The 15975-nt window shown below is 66.6% G+C and carries 12 protein-coding genes; all 12 read right to left on the bottom strand.

Translation table 11 applies throughout. From position 1 onward, the window contains the following. Nucleotides 1-23 precede the first annotated feature (23 nt). The 12 genes from ACNJYA_RS00060 to dnaA all read right to left on the bottom strand — a co-directional run bounded on the left by ACNJYA_RS00060 (nt 24) and on the right by dnaA (nt 15917). The gene (locus ACNJYA_RS00060; protein WP_439401791.1) at nt 24-512 is read right to left on the bottom strand and encodes a DUF2867 domain-containing protein; all 489 of its coding nucleotides are present in this window, start codon (nt 510-512) and stop codon (nt 24-26) included. After that, nucleotides 509-1903 carry an MATE family efflux transporter gene (locus tag ACNJYA_RS00055; RefSeq protein WP_439401790.1) on the bottom strand — a complete coding sequence of 465 codons (1395 nt, stop codon included), beginning with the start codon at nt 1901-1903 and terminating at the stop codon, nt 509-511. The genes ACNJYA_RS00060 and ACNJYA_RS00055 overlap by 4 nt, the downstream gene beginning before the upstream one ends. Before the next feature lie 350 nt (nt 1904-2253). Next, entirely contained in the window at nt 2254-3549 is a 1296-nt protein-coding gene (gene murA / locus ACNJYA_RS00050) for a UDP-N-acetylglucosamine 1-carboxyvinyltransferase (protein WP_172787972.1), read from the bottom strand. 106 nt (nt 3550-3655) lie between these two features. After that, a complete protein-coding gene (locus ACNJYA_RS00045) occupies nt 3656-4123 on the bottom strand; it encodes a hypothetical protein (RefSeq protein WP_260381373.1) in 468 nt (155 codons plus the stop codon). A gap of 518 nt (nt 4124-4641) precedes the next feature. After that, nucleotides 4642-7077 carry a DNA topoisomerase (ATP-hydrolyzing) subunit B gene (gene gyrB / locus ACNJYA_RS00040; protein ID WP_439364999.1) on the bottom strand — a complete coding sequence of 812 codons (2436 nt, stop codon included), beginning with the start codon at nt 7075-7077 and terminating at the stop codon, nt 4642-4644. Between the two features lie 283 nt (nt 7078-7360). Further along, nucleotides 7361-8056, bottom strand: a complete 696-nt coding sequence (locus tag ACNJYA_RS00035) for a hypothetical protein (RefSeq protein ID WP_439364997.1) — start codon at nt 8054-8056, stop codon at nt 7361-7363. Nucleotides 8057-8189: 133 nt separating this feature from the next. Then, nucleotides 8190-10343 (bottom strand): hypothetical protein, encoded by a 2154-nt coding sequence (locus ACNJYA_RS00030; RefSeq protein ID WP_439364995.1) that lies wholly within the window; start codon nt 10341-10343, stop codon nt 8190-8192. A 130-nt stretch (nt 10344-10473) separates the two neighbouring features. Further along, the gene (locus tag ACNJYA_RS00025) at nt 10474-11217 is read right to left on the bottom strand and encodes a hypothetical protein (protein ID WP_439364993.1); all 744 of its coding nucleotides are present in this window, start codon (nt 11215-11217) and stop codon (nt 10474-10476) included. A gap of 111 nt (nt 11218-11328) precedes the next feature. Then, nucleotides 11329-12465: a DNA replication/repair protein RecF gene (recF, locus tag ACNJYA_RS00020; RefSeq protein ID WP_439364992.1), complete on the bottom strand. Its 1137-nt coding sequence runs from the start codon at nt 12463-12465 to the stop codon at nt 11329-11331. Between the two features lie 89 nt (nt 12466-12554). Further along, nucleotides 12555-12920, bottom strand: a complete 366-nt coding sequence (locus ACNJYA_RS00015) for an endonuclease domain-containing protein (protein ID WP_439364990.1) — start codon at nt 12918-12920, stop codon at nt 12555-12557. A gap of 209 nt (nt 12921-13129) precedes the next feature. Beyond that, nucleotides 13130-14248 carry a DNA polymerase III subunit beta gene (dnaN, locus tag ACNJYA_RS00010; protein ID WP_172787964.1) on the bottom strand — a complete coding sequence of 373 codons (1119 nt, stop codon included), beginning with the start codon at nt 14246-14248 and terminating at the stop codon, nt 13130-13132. Nucleotides 14249-14507: 259 nt separating this feature from the next. Further along, nucleotides 14508-15917 (bottom strand): chromosomal replication initiator protein DnaA, encoded by a 1410-nt coding sequence (gene dnaA / locus ACNJYA_RS00005; protein ID WP_172787963.1) that lies wholly within the window; start codon nt 15915-15917, stop codon nt 14508-14510. Nucleotides 15918-15975: the final 58 nt, after the last annotated feature.

Genomic DNA, 15975 nt, shown 5'->3' with positions numbered 1-15975 from the left:
TCATCAATGTCGGCCCGCACAGTTCAGCGGGCCGGCGCCACGATTCGTCCCATCATGTTGCGGACCACGAGCTTGTGGAAGGGCATGATCAGCGCGAGATAGGTCCGGCCGAGCAGATTGTGCGTGCGCACCAGCGTGGTCGAGGTCACCTGCCGGCTCGCGGCATTGCCTGAAACGTCGACCACGATGCGGAAGTCGAGGTGATGATCATCGAAGCCCGCCACCAGCCGCTCGGGCGTTTCGTCGACCACCGGAAACAGGCCGATCATGCCGCCCGGCGCCGGCTCGCCTTCGCCGGAGGACTTCAGCCCGAACGGCCTCACCAGAATGTTGCGCAGGCGCAGCAGCGCGTCGATCCAGCGCGGCCCGTGCAGCACCATCCTGGTGCAGGCTTCGCGGGCATTCACCGCCGCAGCGCCGACGTCCACGCGAAACGCGTCGATGAACTGCGCGCCGGCGAGCAGCGCATCGGCATCGACCTCAGGCGCGACTTCGCGGACCGTCCCGATCATTCCGCCAGTTTGCGCGCCAGCATCCGGAAGCGCAAGATCAACAGCCCGGCATAGACGAACGTGCCGACCGAGAATCCGATCCAGACGCCGACCGCGCCGAGCCCTGTGTGGAACGCCAGCATCCAGCCGATGGGAAAGGCGACGCCCCAATAGCCGATCGCGGCGAATAGCAGCGTCATCCTTGTGTCATTGATGCCGCGCAGTGCGCCGCCCATGATGGTCTGCAGGCCGTCGGCGATGAAGAAGCTGGCCCCGACCAGCAGCAGCGTTGCCGTCAGCTCGACCGTTGCCGCGCTTTCGCTGCCGCTGCCGAAAAACAGCCGGCCGAGCTGATAGCGACCGATCACGATGGCGATCGTCAGCGCGGAGACCAGCGCGACGCCGAGCACGGCTGCGACGAGCCCTGCGCGCTTCACCGCCTCCGGATCCTTGCGGCCGTAGGCGTGACCGACCCGCACCGTCGCCGCCATGCCGATGCCGAGCGGCACCATGAACAGCACGGCGGTGACCTGGAGCGCGATCTGATGCGCGGCAATCGCGGCGGTCGAGATCAGTCCCATCAGCAGCGCCGCCGAGGAGAACAGACCATATTCCAGCAGCAGGGAAAACGAGATCGGCGCACCGATCGCGATCAGCTGGCGCATCAACGGCCAATCGATCCGCCACAGGCGGGCGAGCGGATGATAGTCCGCGAACGGTTTTCGCCATGCGGCAATAGCGAGTGCGGCGATGAAGGTGCCGAGATTGACCAGCGTGGTCGCAAGCCCCGCGCCGAACAGGCCGAGCTCCGGCAGGCCGAACAGGCCGTGGATCAGCGCGTAGACCAGCGCGGCGTTGACCGGGATCGCCGCCAGTGTGATCCACAGCGGCGCCTGCGGCCGGTTCACCGCGCTCATCATGCCGCGCAGCGCGATGAATCCGAGCGCCGGCGCGATGCCCCAGGCGAGGCCGTTCAAATAGTGCTGCGCCAGCGCGGCGGCTCGCGGCATTTGACCCAGCGCGAGCAAAATCTGCTCGCCATAGAGCGGCGAGGCCATCATCGGCAGCGAGATCAGCAGCGCGGCCCACAGACCGACGCGCAACGAGCGGCGAATGCGCCTGGCGTCGCCGGCGCCGAACGCCTGCGCCGCCAGCGGCGACACTGCCGAGGTCAATCCGAGCCCGAACGTGAAGCTGACGAAATAGACCGTATGGGCCAGCGCCGCCGCGGCCACCGCCTCCTCGCCGAGTCGGCCGATCATCGCGAGATCGGTGGTGATCATCGCGATCTGCCCGAGCTGGGTCAGCATCATCGGCACGGCGAGGCGCAGCGTCTCGACGAATTCTTCGGCAAGATGATTCGGCGGCACGCCGGCATGCGGCTGCGCATGATGTTGGACGGTGTCGAGCATGGCGCTCAATAGCACAGCCGCGCGACGAAAACATGGCTCGTGTCCCGGACGCGCGAAGCGCGAGCCGGGACCCAGAAGCCGCGAGCGTGGCGCGTAGTCGCATGGGCCCCGGCTCAGCAGCGCATCGCTGAAGAAGCGCTGCGCTGCGTCCGGGGCACGAAACCGATGTACGATGCGAGAGGCTTACCTCTTCCCCTCTCCCCTTGTGGGAGAGGGTGGCTCGCCGCGAAGCGGCGAGACGGGTGAGGGGTTTTATCCACGAGTCCAACTCTCACCGGAATTTGTGGAGGCATACCCCTCATCCGGCGCTTCGCGCCACCTTCTCCCACAAGGGGAGAAGGAAGAACGCCTCAGCCCTTCCGCTCCGGCACGCGCTTGATCTTCGCACCCAGCGCGTTCAGCCGTTCCTCGATGCGCTCATAGCCGCGCTCGATCTGGTCGGCATTGTTGATGGTCGAGGTGCCCTCGGCGCAGACGGCCGCGAGCAGCATCGCCATGCCGGCGCGGATGTCGGGCGAGGTCATCGTCGCGCCGTGCAGGCGGCTGGGGCCGGCGATGATGGCGCGGTGCGGATCGCACAGCACGATGCGCGCGCCCATCGCGATCAGCTTGTCGACGAAGAACATCCTGGATTCGAACATCTTCTCGAACATCAGGATCACGCCCTCGCATTGCGTGGCGGTGACGATCGCGATCGACATCAGGTCGGCCGGGAAGGCCGGCCAGGGCTGGTCCTCGAGCTTGGGCACATGGCCGCCGAAATCGTCCTGGATCTTCAATGTCTGGTTGGAGGGCACGATGAGGTCGTCGCCCTCGATGCGGCAGACGATGCCGAGCCGCTCGAAGCCCATGCGGATCGAGCGCAGATGCTCGACGCCCGCGCGCGTGATGCGCAAGGGCGAGCGCGTCACGGCGGCGAGCCCGATCAGCGAGCCGACCTCGATATGGTCGGGCTGGATCCGGTAGGTGGCTCCGCCGAGCGTCGCTGGTCCATGGATGATCATGGTGTTGGTGCCGATGCCTTCGATCCTGGCGCCGAGCGCGACCAGGAAATTGGCGAGGTCCTGCACATGCGGCTCGGAGGCCGCGTTGCGCAAATAGGTGGTGCCGTCGGCGGCGACCGCCGCGACCAGCGCGTTCTCGGTCGCGGTGACGCTCGGCTCGTCCAGGAATACGTCCGCGCCCGCAAGCTTGGGCGCGCGGAATTCGAGCCGGTCGGTCGCGGTGACCTTTGCGCCGAGCTGCTCCAGCGCGAGCACATGTGTGTCCAGACGCCGGCGGCCGATGACGTCGCCGCCCGGCGGCGGCAGCATCACCTCGCCGCAGCGGGCGAGCAGGGGCCCGGCGAGCAGGATCGAGGCGCGGATGCGCACGCACAGCTCGGGGTCGAGATCGGCGGCACGGATGCTCTTGGCGTGGATGTGGAGCGTGTTGCGCGCGGACCATTCCGCCGACGCGCCGACCGAGCGGACCAGCTCGACCAGCGTCTCGGTGTCACGGATCCGCGGCACGTTCTCCAGCACGACCGGATGTTCGGTCAGCAGTGCGGCGGCGATGATCGGCAGCGCCGAATTCTTGTTGCCGGACGGCTCGATCGAGCCCGAGAGCCGGTGACCGCCCTCGACGATGTATTGGATGGGCGCCACGAGGTTCTCGCTGTCCTGTTGGGTGGGCTGTTTCGGGCGGAAACTACAGAGATTTGACCGCGGGAGCAATTGTGCTGGCTGGGACCCGCACCCGTCAAAGCGCCCCTCAAAACAGCCCGATGATATTCCCGATCACGTAGAGGATCGCGATCAGGATCAGGGCCCCCATCATGAAGAAGGAGATTTCGATGGCGATGGCGCCGGTGCCGAGTGTGGCGGCGACCGCGGCGAGGAGCCGCTCCTCCCGGAAGATCAGGGAGAGCACCGAGAGCAGGATGGCGAGCAGGCCGAGCGAGATTGCCGTGACCGATGCGGTTTCACTCCAGCTTCGTCCGGCCGATTTCTCGACCTTCGGAGCCTGATACTCCACGCCCTTCACCTTCGCGACGATGCGGTCCTTGATGCGGTGTCCGGTGTCGACGATCACCTTGTCCGCCGGCGGCGGCGGAAACACGATCGGCACGACCCAATGCGGCAGCACAGCCGCCATCAGTGCCAGCACGCCGACGATGCTGCCGATGATGCCGAGGCGGCGTGAGGGCGCAGCGGAGCTGGTCGTAGCAGAGGCGGTCATGGCGCGACACTTCCCGGCCGGAATGGGCCTTGCGGGTTCATGCCATTTCGTCGCGATGGCGGGTGGGGAGGTTCAGGAGCGGCCTAGAGTGCAGTGGGGCTCGTAGCCAGGACGGCGGTGCGCTCCCTCCCCCGCTTGCGGGCAGGGCAATCGCATTTGAGAGCCCTTCCCCGCGGCCATCCTTCGAGACGCCCGCTTGAGGCGGGCTCCTCAGGATGAGGACGGAGTGCGTGGCTACGGTTCAAGAGGCACTGACGCTGATGAGCCTCATCCTGAGGAGGCGCGCCAGCGCCGTCTCGAAGGACGAGGCGTGCGCACCGGCCGCCGCGAGAAGTCATATGCGATAGCCCTGCGCTTGCGGGGGAGGGCGGGGGAGAGGGTGTCTCCGCAATGGGACAATCCCCTAGAGGAGAAAGCCCTCACCCGCCACGCTCTGCGAGCGTGTCGACCTCTCTCGCAAGCGGGAGAGGTGCAGCGAGTGCTTGGCTGGCACCGAGAGCTACGAGCTTGGGAGGCGATCAAATATCGATCGTCGCGCTCAGCGAATGTTCCTGGATGAAATCGCGGCGCGGCTCGACCACGTCGCCCATCAGCTTGGTGAAGATGTCGTCGGCCTCGTCGACCTCCTTGACCTTCACCTGCAGCAGCGAGCGCGCCTCGGTGTCCAGCGTCGTTTCCCAGAGCTGCTCCGGATTCATCTCGCCGAGGCCTTTGTAGCGTTGCAGGGTGATGCCCTTGCGGCCCGCGTCGGTCACGGCCTCGAACAGATCGACCGGACCGTGGACCATGTGCTCTGTATCCTTGCGCCGCAGCTTGCCGGAGCGGGCATAGACGTCCTGGAGCCTGGTCGTGTACTCGTCGAGCTTGCGGGCCTCGGCGGAGCCGAGCAGCGCGTCGTCGATGACGGCGGCTTCCTTGACGCCACGCACGGTGCGCTCGAACAGGAAACCCTGGCCCTCGACGAATTGTCCGACCCAGCCGCGCTCGACCTCCTCGGCCTGGTTGTCCAGCCGGCTCGCGATGTATTGCGCAGCGGCCGCCGCCTTCTCGGGATCGCCGTAGATTTCCTTGTTCAGCACGCCGGTGATGGCGGCCTGCTCGACCACCTTGCGGTTATAGCGGCTGTGCAGGTTGCGCAGGATGCTGCGGACTACGCGGGCGTCGTCGACCAGCGCGCGCAGATCGCGCCCGGAGCGGTCGCCGCCGGTGCCGGGGATGTACACGCAGTCGTCGAGGCCGGCGTCGATCAGATAATCTTCCAGCGCGCGCTCGTCCTTCAGGTATTGCTCGGACTTGCCGCGTGAGACCTTATAGAGCGGCGGCTGGGCGATGTAGAGATAGCCGCCGTCGATGATGTCGCGCATCTGCCGGTAGAAGAACGTCAGCAGCAGCGTGCGGATGTGGGCGCCGTCGACGTCGGCGTCCGTCATCACGATGATCTTGTGATAGCGCAGCTTCTCGACCGAGAACTCGTCGCTGATGCCGGTGCCGAGCGCGGTGATCAGCGTGCCGATCTGCTCGCTCGACAGCATCTTGTCGGGACGCACACGCTCGACGTTGAGGATCTTGCCGCGGAGCGGCAAGACGGCCTGGAACTCGCGGTTGCGGCCCTGCTTGGCGCTGCCGCCTGCGGAGTCGCCCTCGACGATGAAGAGCTCGGACTTGGCCGGATCCTTTTCCTGGCAGTCGGCGAGCTTGCCCGGCAGCGAGGAGACCGAGAGCGGGCTCTTGCGCGTCAGCTCGCGCGCTTTTCGTGCAGCTTCACGGGCCGCCGCGGCCTGGATCACCTTGCCGACGATCATCTTGGCTTCGCTCGGGTGCTCCTCGAACCAGGCCTGGAGCGCCTCGTTGAGGACGTTCTCGACCACGGGGCGCACTTCCGAGGACACCAGCTTGTCCTTGGTCTGCGACGAGAATTTCGGGTCCGGCACCTTCACCGAGAGCACGGCGGTGAGACCTTCGCGGCAATCGTCGCCGGTCAGCGCGATCTTTTCCTTCTTGGCATTGGCCTCGGCATAGCCGTTGACCTGGCGCGTCAGCGCGCCGCGGAAGCCGGCCAGATGGGTGCCGCCGTCACGCTGCGGGATGTTGTTGGTGAAGCACAGCACGTTCTCGTGGTAGCTGTCGTTCCACCACAGCGCCGCCTCGACGCCGATGCCGTTGGCTTCCGAGCGCACCATGATCGGGGCGGGCACCAGCGCCTTCTTGTTGCGGTCGAGATATTTGACGAACTCCTCGACGCCGCCGGAATAGTGCATCTCCTCGCGCTTCTCGACCGCGTGGCGCATGTCGGAGAGCGCAATGTTGACGCCGGAATTGAGGAAGGCGAGCTCGCGCAGCCGATGCTCGAGGGTAGCGAAATCATATTCGATGTTCTTGAAGGTCTCGGTCGAGGCCAGGAACGTCACTTCGGTGCCGCGCTTGCCCGGGGCGTCGCCGACGACCTTCAGCGGCGCCACGGCATCGCCGTGGGCGAACTCGATGTAATGCTCCTTGTTGTCGCGCCAGATGCGCAAGCCGAGCTTGCTCGACAGCGCGTTGACGACGGAGACGCCGACTCCGTGCAGGCCGCCGGAAACCTTGTAGGAGTTCTGGTCGAACTTACCGCCGGCGTGCAGCTGGGTCATGATGACCTCGGCCGCCGAGATGCCTTCGCCCTTGTGGATGTCGACGGGAATGCCGCGGCCGTCGTCGCGCACGGTGACGGAATTGTCGGCATTGAGGATCACGTCGACACGCGTGGCATGGCCGGCGAGCGCCTCGTCGATGGCGTTGTCGACGACCTCATAGACCATGTGGTGCAGGCCCGAGCCGTCGTCGGTATCGCCGATATACATGCCAGGGCGCTTGCGGACGGCGTCGAGACCCTTGAGCACGCGGATCGATTCCGCGCCGTAATCGCTCGCGTTGGAGGGCTCGTTTTCGGCAGCGTGCTGCCGAGCAGGTTCTGTCATGAGAGGCCTTCGAGATGTCGCCCGAATCAGCGGCGCAAAAGGCGCTGATTTGCGAGCTATTTGTGCCATGAAAGACCGCTTGCGCCTAGCGCAAAGTATCTCCCGGCAACCCTTTGAGCAGATAGGGTTTTTCGGCAAGTTTTCAAGGCTTTTGCCGGGCGATTCCGGGCGCTGCAAAAAGCCCGATTCGTGGGCGGTTTTCGGCCGTGGAAGGCGTGGTTTTTGCGGTGACATGGATGCCTGTTCCGAAGGCGCCGTGCTGCCCCGGAACGGGCGATCGGGTTCAGTAGATCTGGTCCGGCTTCTTATCCTCGTCCCCCAAACTGAGGGACCAGGCCTCGCCGGCGGCCACGGTGATGGTGTCGGTGTGCACCCGATGGCCCGACACCAGCAGCGCGTAGGAGTATGTGCCGGGCGGCAGATCCAGCGTTTGCGGATGGTTGACGCCGCCCGCGATCTCGATGGTCTGGCCGTTGATCGCGAGCGAGGCCACATCAGGTACGAGATAACCGAAGATCAGCCGCGCGTGTCCTGCGATCGGCAGGAAGTTGGCCTTGGCCGCAACCTCGGTATTTCGTTGCACGAGGTCGATTGTGGTCTCGCTTTTGACGCGGTCGAGCGTCAGCGTGCCCGGCCCCTTCGGGGAGGCGAAGACGAGCCGCGCGTGATCGGCGGCGACCATCGCGCCATCAGGCCTCTCCTGCCAGCCGCGCTTTCCGAGTTCTGTGCGGTAGAACGCCAGGACTTCGCTGAGCTCTGCGGGTACATGGGCTTTGAGCTCGCGTCGGAACGGGACATCGATGCCGGACGCGCGCATGGTGCTGAAGCTGGAGTGACTGGCTCGCGTCGGCACGGGCATGTCGGCGCGGGGATCTGCTGCGGTCAGGGGCTCCTGAGAGCAGCCTGCAAGAAGCGCGAGGCCGCACACCAACAGCCGCCACCGTGCCGGGACCTTCGCCCCGTGCCTTGCCGTCGTCATGCCCACTCTCCAGGAATACCGCGATCTCTGCGCGATGCAGCGGCTGCGACACGGTCGCCGCCGCCTTCTCGACGACTAGTCGCCCCACGAACCGGACGGGTTCAACGAGGCCCATACACCCGCGAACATGAGATCAGTACATCTGCAGCGGCAGCACGTCGCCGCTCGGGCCCACCAGCAGGCCCCAGGCCTCGCCGGCGACAACGGTGAGGGTCTCGGTGCGGGCCGGGCGTCCGGGCAGGCGTAGCGCGTATTGGTACTTGCCCGGCGGCAAGTCGAGCATCGGGCCTTTCGGTGATTGCGGGCCGCCGGCGCCGGCTGCGATCTTGACGGTTTGCTTGTTGATCGTGAGCGAGGCTTCCTTGTCGCCCATGTTGCCCATCATCACCCGGGCCTGTCCGGCCTTCGGCATGATGTCGGCCTTCGCCGCGGCATCCGCATTCTTCTGCGCCAGATTGACAATGGTCTCGCCCTTGGCGCGGCCGAGCTTGAGCACGGCCGGGCCTTGCGGCGAGGTGAAGTCGATCTGCGCGCGTTCCGCGGACGCGGCCGCGCCGCCGGTCTTTTCCTGCCAGCCGAGCTTTGCAAGCTCCGCACGGTAGAAGGCGAGGACCTCGTCGAGCGAAGCGGGGATGCTGGCCTCCAGCTCGCGGCGGAACGGCGTCTCGCTGCCCGGCATCTTCGAGGTGGCGAGCGATTTCGACGAGCGCTGCGTCGGCACCGGCAGCGGGGATTCGGGATCCGGCTTCAGCGGATCGGCGGATTTGGCCTGCACCTCCGGGACGGCCGCCGGCCTGGCCGCGGCCATCACCAGGCCCGATCCGCTGGCGCTCACATTCACCTTCGGTCCCATCTGCATCACGGTCATCGAGATCGACTTGCCGCCCTTGGAAAATTCCATCACCGCCATGTTGGGTTGGTTGATGACGGAAGGCTGCTCCTTCCAGCCGGTGGGCTTGAGCGATGCGCGATAAAACGCGGTGAGCGCCTTGACGCTCGAGGTGGAGGAGAATTCGAGATGGCCGTCGCCGCCTTCGAATTTCACGCCTTCGGCGCTCTCGGGCAGCGGCACTGGCGTGTTGCTGTCGGCGAGCGCACGGAGCGGCGCATCGGACAGGGAGGTGGCCTGCGCCTTGCGCCTCGCCTCGTCAGCGGCGATGAGCTGCTGAGCCGCACCAAGCGCATCGCCGAGGAACTTCGCGTCGGCCTCCTTCTTCGCCTTGGCGCGGGCGGCGAGCGCGGAGTCCTTCACCTGCGCGGTGAGGCTGACCATGGTGAAATCATATTTGCGGCCGAGCCGCAGCACGCCGGTTTCATCGGTGTTGGAGATCTTGATCGCCACCTCGTCGCCGGGTGCGAGCGGCGCGCTGCCGTCCTCCTGCCAGCCGCGTGCGGCGAGCTCGCGCTGGTAGAAGGCGAGCACGGCGGGCAGCTCGGCCATCGCGGCGGCCGAGATCTCGCGCTTGTTGGAGCTGGCGCTGCCGAGGCTCCGCGCGGATTTGGTCGGCTTGGGCCGCGGTAGGCCGGCCATCTCGCTGTCGGCCTCGAGCACCTCCGGCAGCGCGAACGGCGCGACCCGGATTTCGACATTGGTGCGGCCATCGTCACGGCGGGTCAGCGTCAGCATCACCGGCTTCTGCTTGGAGAAGCCGGTCTCCTGGTTATCAGGGTGCGCGTAATACGCGCGCAGACCGTTGGGGATGGTCTCATCCAGATTGCTGGTCCAGCGCGCGGCGGTCTCCGCCGTGAGCTTCTGCCAGCCGATCGCAGCCATCTCGCGGCCAAAGAAATCCGACGTCGCATCGAGCGCGGTGGGCGCGATGCAGCCGAGATAAGGCCTCGTGCCATCGAACATGATGTCGGTCGCGCCGTCAGGGAACGGCACGTTGCCGTAGATCCGGTCGGAGGCGTAGGTGACCATGGATTGATCCGGGCGGCCGACGCCTTGCGTGAAATGAACCGACAGGCCCTGACGTCCCTTCTTGAAATTCAGCGTCGTGCTCTTTTCGTCGAGCGGCCGCAGATAGGGCACCCAGCCGTCGGCGCCGAGGAGCTTTTTCAACGCCGGCGCCGTCACCGCTTCCGACGTCGGCATGCGATATTCGAGGCGCCAGGATTCGGACCGTGCGGTGTCCTCCACCGCACCCTCGAGCTTGGGCAGCGCGTGGACATCGACGATACCGCTGTCCGCGGCAGCCGCGATCGAGCAGCTCGCTACCAGGACGAGGCCGCAGGCCAACAGCCGCCATCGTGCCGGGACTTGCGTCCCGCGCGGGATCATCGACATCGTCAAGCTCCTGGATGGCGCGGGGTCGTCATGCCCGCGCATTTGCAGGCGACGCCCCCATCGGCGCGGCCTCAGACCAGAAGTCGCGGCAGGAACCGGCCAGGTTCAACAGCCATGGCCGAACAGCGGCTCAGTACAGCTGCAGCGGTGGCCACGCCTCGCCGTCGCGCCCGATCGTGAGCTCCCAGGTATCGCCGGCTGCGACCGTGAGCATGCTCGTTCTGGCCGGATGGCCCGGCACGCTCAGTCCGTAGCTGTATGTGCCGGGCACAAGGTCCAGCGCGACGGCGTTGGCGCCGGCGGGGCGCGGGATGGTCCGCTGGTTGATCGTGAGCACGGCTTCGTTCTCGCCGATATTGCTGAACACCAGCTTGGCCTTGCCGGGTTCAGGCAGGACGTTGGCGCGGGTCGCGGCCTGCGAATTCTTCTGCACGAGCTGCACCGCGGTGCTGCCCTCCTTGCGGTCGAGCTCCAGCGCTGCCGGCCCGATCGGGGAGACGAAGGCGAGGCGCGCGTGATCGGCGCCGACCACCGCGTCATCCTGCTGCTCCTGCCAGCCGAGCTTTCCAAGCTCGGTCCGATAGAACGCGAGCACCTCACTGAGCGCCGCGGGCACGCGGGCCTCTAACCTGGTCCGGAGCGGCGCCTCGATGCCAGGCATCACGGTGGTGTGGATCCCACGATAGCTATAGCGGGTCGGCGCGGGCAGCCTGGCCGCGGGATCCAGCGTCAGCGCGGCCGGGAACAGCGGCGGCAGGTTCGACACGAAGGCGCCGGCGCTTGCCGCGAGCAGGCAGCTTGCGAGGAGAGCAAGGCCGCACGCAATGAGTTGCCATCGTGCCGGAGCTTGCGCCCCACGCCCCACCGTCGCCATGACTCATGCTCCAAGGATATCGCGCCAGTTGTGAAATCCTGCGCGATGGCCGCCTCTTGCAGCCACAAGCAGCTAGTCGTGGCCGCAAACAAGCGGGTTCAATGCGGCGGCCTAGCTGCGGGCCGAGACTCGTCCGCTCTCGACGTCAAACACTTCGCCCCCTGCGCCGATCTCGGCGAAGGCCGCAGGATCCGCACCGGTCAGCCACACCTGCGCGCCGAGCTTCTTCAGCTCATCGAACAGCGCCGCCCGGCGGTTCGGATCGAGATGCGCAACCACCTCGTCGAGCAGCAGCAGCGGCACGATGCCGGTCATCTCGGCGACCAGGCTCGCATGCGCCAGCACGAGGCCGATCAGGAGCGCCTTCTGTTCGCCGGTCGAGGCATCGCGCGCCGGCATGCTCTTCGGCGCATAGAGGACCGCGAGGTCGGTGAGGTGCGGGCCGTCGGTGGTGCGGCCGGCGATGGCATCGCGCGGGCGGTTGTCGCGCAGGATCTGGCGGTAGCGGTCCTCGACCGAGGTCGCGGTCTCCGTCAGCAGCGCGTTCTCCATCCAGCCGTCGAGCGCGATTTGCGCCGACGGAAATGCGGAGGCTTGCGCGCGCGCGTTGAGCATGCCGGTCAGCCTTGCCGCGGTCTGGCCGCGCGTGGCCGCCACCGCGACTGCGAGCTCGGCGGTCTCGCGCTCGATCGCGTCGCACCAATGGTCGTCGTAATTGCGCGTCTCCAAGAGGCGGTTGCGCGAGCGCAACGAACGCTCGAGCGCGTTGATCCGGCTGGAATGCTCGCTGTCGATGGCGAGCACGAGGCGGTCGAAGAAGCGCCGGCGCTCGGAGGCCGCGCCCATGAACAGCCCGTCCATCGCCGGCGTCAGCCACACCATGCGGATGTGATCGCCGAAGGCGCTGGCCGAACCCACCGGCTCGCGGTCGATGCGGCAGCGCCGGCTCACGGCAGCGTCCGGGCGCGGCGCATCGATGCCGGTGCCGAGCGTGGCGAGCCCCAGCGCGCCCTCGACCTGCGCCGACACCGCCCAGGAGCCGTCGCCCTGGTTGTCGGCGACATCCTCCAGTGTCGCGCGGCGCAGGCCGCGGCCCGGCGACAGGAACGAGATCGCCTCGATGCAATTGGTCTTGCCCGCCCCGTTCGGCCCGACCAGTGCCACCAGGTCAGCCGCCGTCTCGAGCCCCGCCGCCCGATAATTGCGGAAATGCGTCAGCGTCAGGCGATGAATGCGGGAGGGGGTCATGAGTTCTTTGTCATGGACGCGCTTCTTCCCCTCTCCCCTTGTGGGAGAGGGTGGCGCCTCACGAAGTGAGGCGACGGGTGAGGGGTATCTTACCGCCCGGCAAGCTTTGCAAGGATATCCTCCAACACAGAGGTGGGCTGCTGAAGTACGTCGTTGTTCCAATAGCGCAATGTCCAAAACCCTTCGGCAGCAAGCGTCGCCTCGCGCGCCGCATCTCGCTGCGATTCCGCGTGTTGGCTACCATCGATCTCGATCACGAGGCGCTTCTCGAAGCAGACAAAGTCAAGGATGAAATTCTTGAACGGGACCTGCCGGCGGAACTTGAACGCGGACAGCCGGCGATCCCTCAGCAAGCGCCACATCGCAGCTTCAGCATCCGTCGGCTCATGTCGCATGTTCTTCGCGAACTGGCGGAGACGCTTGGCGACTGGCCGATGGGACGGCTCCTGCGGCACGAACCCCTCACCCGACCGAGTGTGTATCCGTCAGCGGAGATGCCCTCTCCCACAAGGGGAGAGGGCACAGCAACCTGCATCGCGCTTGTTCCGACGGAGAAGGCTGTCGCTTCACCCTCTCCCCCTGTGGGAGAGGGTGGCTTCGCGCAGCGAAGCCGGGTGAGGGGTTGTCTCCACACGGAAAGTGTCGCGCGAGGAAGACCACCCCCTCACACCCGCATCGGCATCAGCACATACAGCGCGCTCTTGTCGTCGCGGTCCTGCACCAGCGTCGGCGAGCCGGGGTCGGCGAGGCGAAGCGTTGCGACGTCGCCTTCGATCTGGGCGGCGATGTCGAGCAGATAGCGGGAGTTGAAGCCGATATCGAGGGCGTCGGAGGCGTATTCGACCTCGAGCTCTTCGGTCGCGCTGCCGGAATCCGGGTTGGTCACCGACAGCACCAGCTTGCCCGCCGACAGCGACAGCTTGACCGCGCGGCCGCGCTCGCTCGAAATCGTCGAGACGCGGTCGACCGCGTTCTCGAAATCCTTCTTGTCGACCACGAGCTCCTTGTCGTTGTTCTGCGGGATGACGCGGCCGTAATCGGGGAAGGTGCCGTCGATCAGTTTCGAGGTCAGCACGACGTTGCCGATGGTGAAGCGGATCTTGGCCTGCGACAGCTCGATCGTCATCTCGGCCTCGGTGTCCTCGATCAGGCGCTGCACCTCGCCGACCGTCTTGCGCGGCACGATCACGCCGGGCATGCCCTCGGCGCCCTTGGGCTGCACCAGGTCGAGCTGGGCGAGGCGGTGGCCGTCGGTGGCGACACCGCGCAGGGTGGCGGCCTTTGCCGTGCCGGCGGCATGCAGATAGATGCCGTTGAGGTAATAGCGCGTCTCTTCGGTCGAGATCGCGAACTGCGTGCGGTCGATCAGCCGCTTGACGTCCTTGGCGGCGAGCGAGAACGAGTGCGACATGTCGCCGGCCGCCAGATCCGGGAAATCGTTCTCCGGCAGCGTCTGCAGCGTGAAGCGGGAGCGGCCGGCGCGGATTGCCAGCACCGCGCGGTCGCCGTCGGCCTCCAGCACGATCTGCGAGCCGTCCGGCAGCTTGCGCACGATGTCGTAGAACATGTGCGCCGGCACCGTGGTGGAGCCCGCGGTCGCGGTTTCCGCCGGCAGCGTCTCGGTCACCTCGAGGTCGAGGTCGGTCGCCTTCAGCGACAATTTCGCGTTCTCGGCGCGCACCAGCACGTTGCCGAGGATCGGGATCGTGTTGCGGCGCTCGACCACGCGGTGGACATGGCCCAGCGACTTCAGCAATTGCGCGCGTTCGACCGTAACCTTCATTGCACTACTCGCCCGATCCCCAAGGAAAACACAGCGTTGAGAAGGCCGGGCGGCGGGACGCGCGCCACGGCATCGAAGACCCCGCAAGGCCGGATCATTCCTGCCGATATGACCAAAGCCGCCTGGGTCGCGCAAGGTGCCGCGGATGCCCCGGCGATTCAAGGGATGGGGGCCAGTTCCCCACGATTTACCGCCCCAAAACGAAGACCGCCGCCCAGGCAAGCCGGGGCGGCGGGAGCAGGGCGGGAGCCCTAGGCCTTTATTCCTGAAGCTGGCGCTTCAGCGATTCCACTTCCTCGGACAAAGCGGTGTCCTTGGAGACCAGCGCCTCGATCTTGCGCACGGCGTGCAGCACGGTGGTGTGGTCGCGTCCGCCGAAGCGGCGGCCGATCTCGGGCAGCGAACGCAGGGTCAGCGTCTTGGCGAGATACATCGCCACCTGGCGCGGGCGCACCACGTTGGCGGTGCGGCGCGAGGAGAGCAGGTCGGAGCGGCTGACATTATATTGCCGTGCCACCACGCGCTGGATGTCCTCGATCTTGATCCGCTTGGGCTCCTGCGGCCGCACCAGGTCGCGCACCTCGTGCTCGGCCATCTCCAGCGTCACCGGCCGGTTGTTGAGCTTGGAATGCGCGAGCAGGCGGTTGATCGCGCCTTCGAGGTCGCGGCCGTTATGGGTGATGGTGCGCGCCAGATAGTGCAGCACCTCCTCGGGCACCTCGAACGTCGCATGATGGGCGCGGGCCGCCGCGACGCGCGATTTCAGGATGCCGTGGCGCAGCTCCTCGCCGAGCGAGCCCATCTCGACCACGAGCCCGCCAGCGAGCCGCGAGCGCACGCGGTCATCGAGGCTTTCGAGATCGGACGGCGGACGGTCGGCCGCGATCACGACCTGGCGGCCGGCGTCGATCAGCGCGTTCAGCGTGTGGCAGAACTCGGCCTGCGTCGACTTGCCCTGCAGGAACTGGAGGTCATCGATCACCAGCACGTCGATGCCGCGCAGCGCTTCCTTGAAAGCCAGCGCCGTCTGCGTCTTCAGCGCGGCGACGAAGCCGTACATGAATTTTTCCGCCGTGAGATACAGCACCTTGCGCTCGTTGCCGGAATTGCCGGCCCAGGTCACCGCCTGCAACAGATGCGTCTTGCCGAGGCCGACGCCGGCATGGATGTAGAGTGGGTTGAACATCACGGGGTCGCCGCGACGTCCTTCGGCGACCTGGCGCGCGGCCGCATGGGCCAGCGTGTTGGAGCGGCCGACGACGAAGCTCGCGAAGGTCAGGCGCGGATCGAGCGGCGAGCCGCCGAGCGCGTCGTGATTGGCCGAGACCGGTGCGGTCGCGGTCGAGCGCAATTCCGGTGTCGGCGCGCGGCGCGCCTCGACCGGCGCGGGCGCCTCCTTCGGCTGCGCCGTCGGACGCACGGCGGACCGCACCGTGAGGTCGATGCGATGCACTTCCGGCATCTCGGCCTGCCAGCACGACAGCACGCGCTCGGCATAATGGGCCTGGATCCAGCTCTTCAGGAACCGCGTCGGCACCGACAGCCGCACACTCTCGTCCTGCACGCCTTCCAGATCCATGCGTGCAAACCAGCTCGTGTAGACGTCCTCGCCAACGCTCGAGCGCAACCGACCCTTCACGCGTGACCAGCGATCCTGTTCCATTGTCATCGTCAGAAAACTTCTCTTGAGAGATATAGTTGCGTTGTGAGCGCCATGCAGGGTTCTT

Origin of the sequence: Bradyrhizobium sp. BLXBL-01, from assembly GCF_051853025.1 — a bacterium.
Lineage (GTDB): Bacteria > Pseudomonadota > Alphaproteobacteria > Rhizobiales > Xanthobacteraceae > Bradyrhizobium.
The sequence above is the reverse complement of the archived record's forward strand: the minus strand, read 5'-3'. Positions and strand labels throughout refer to the sequence as shown.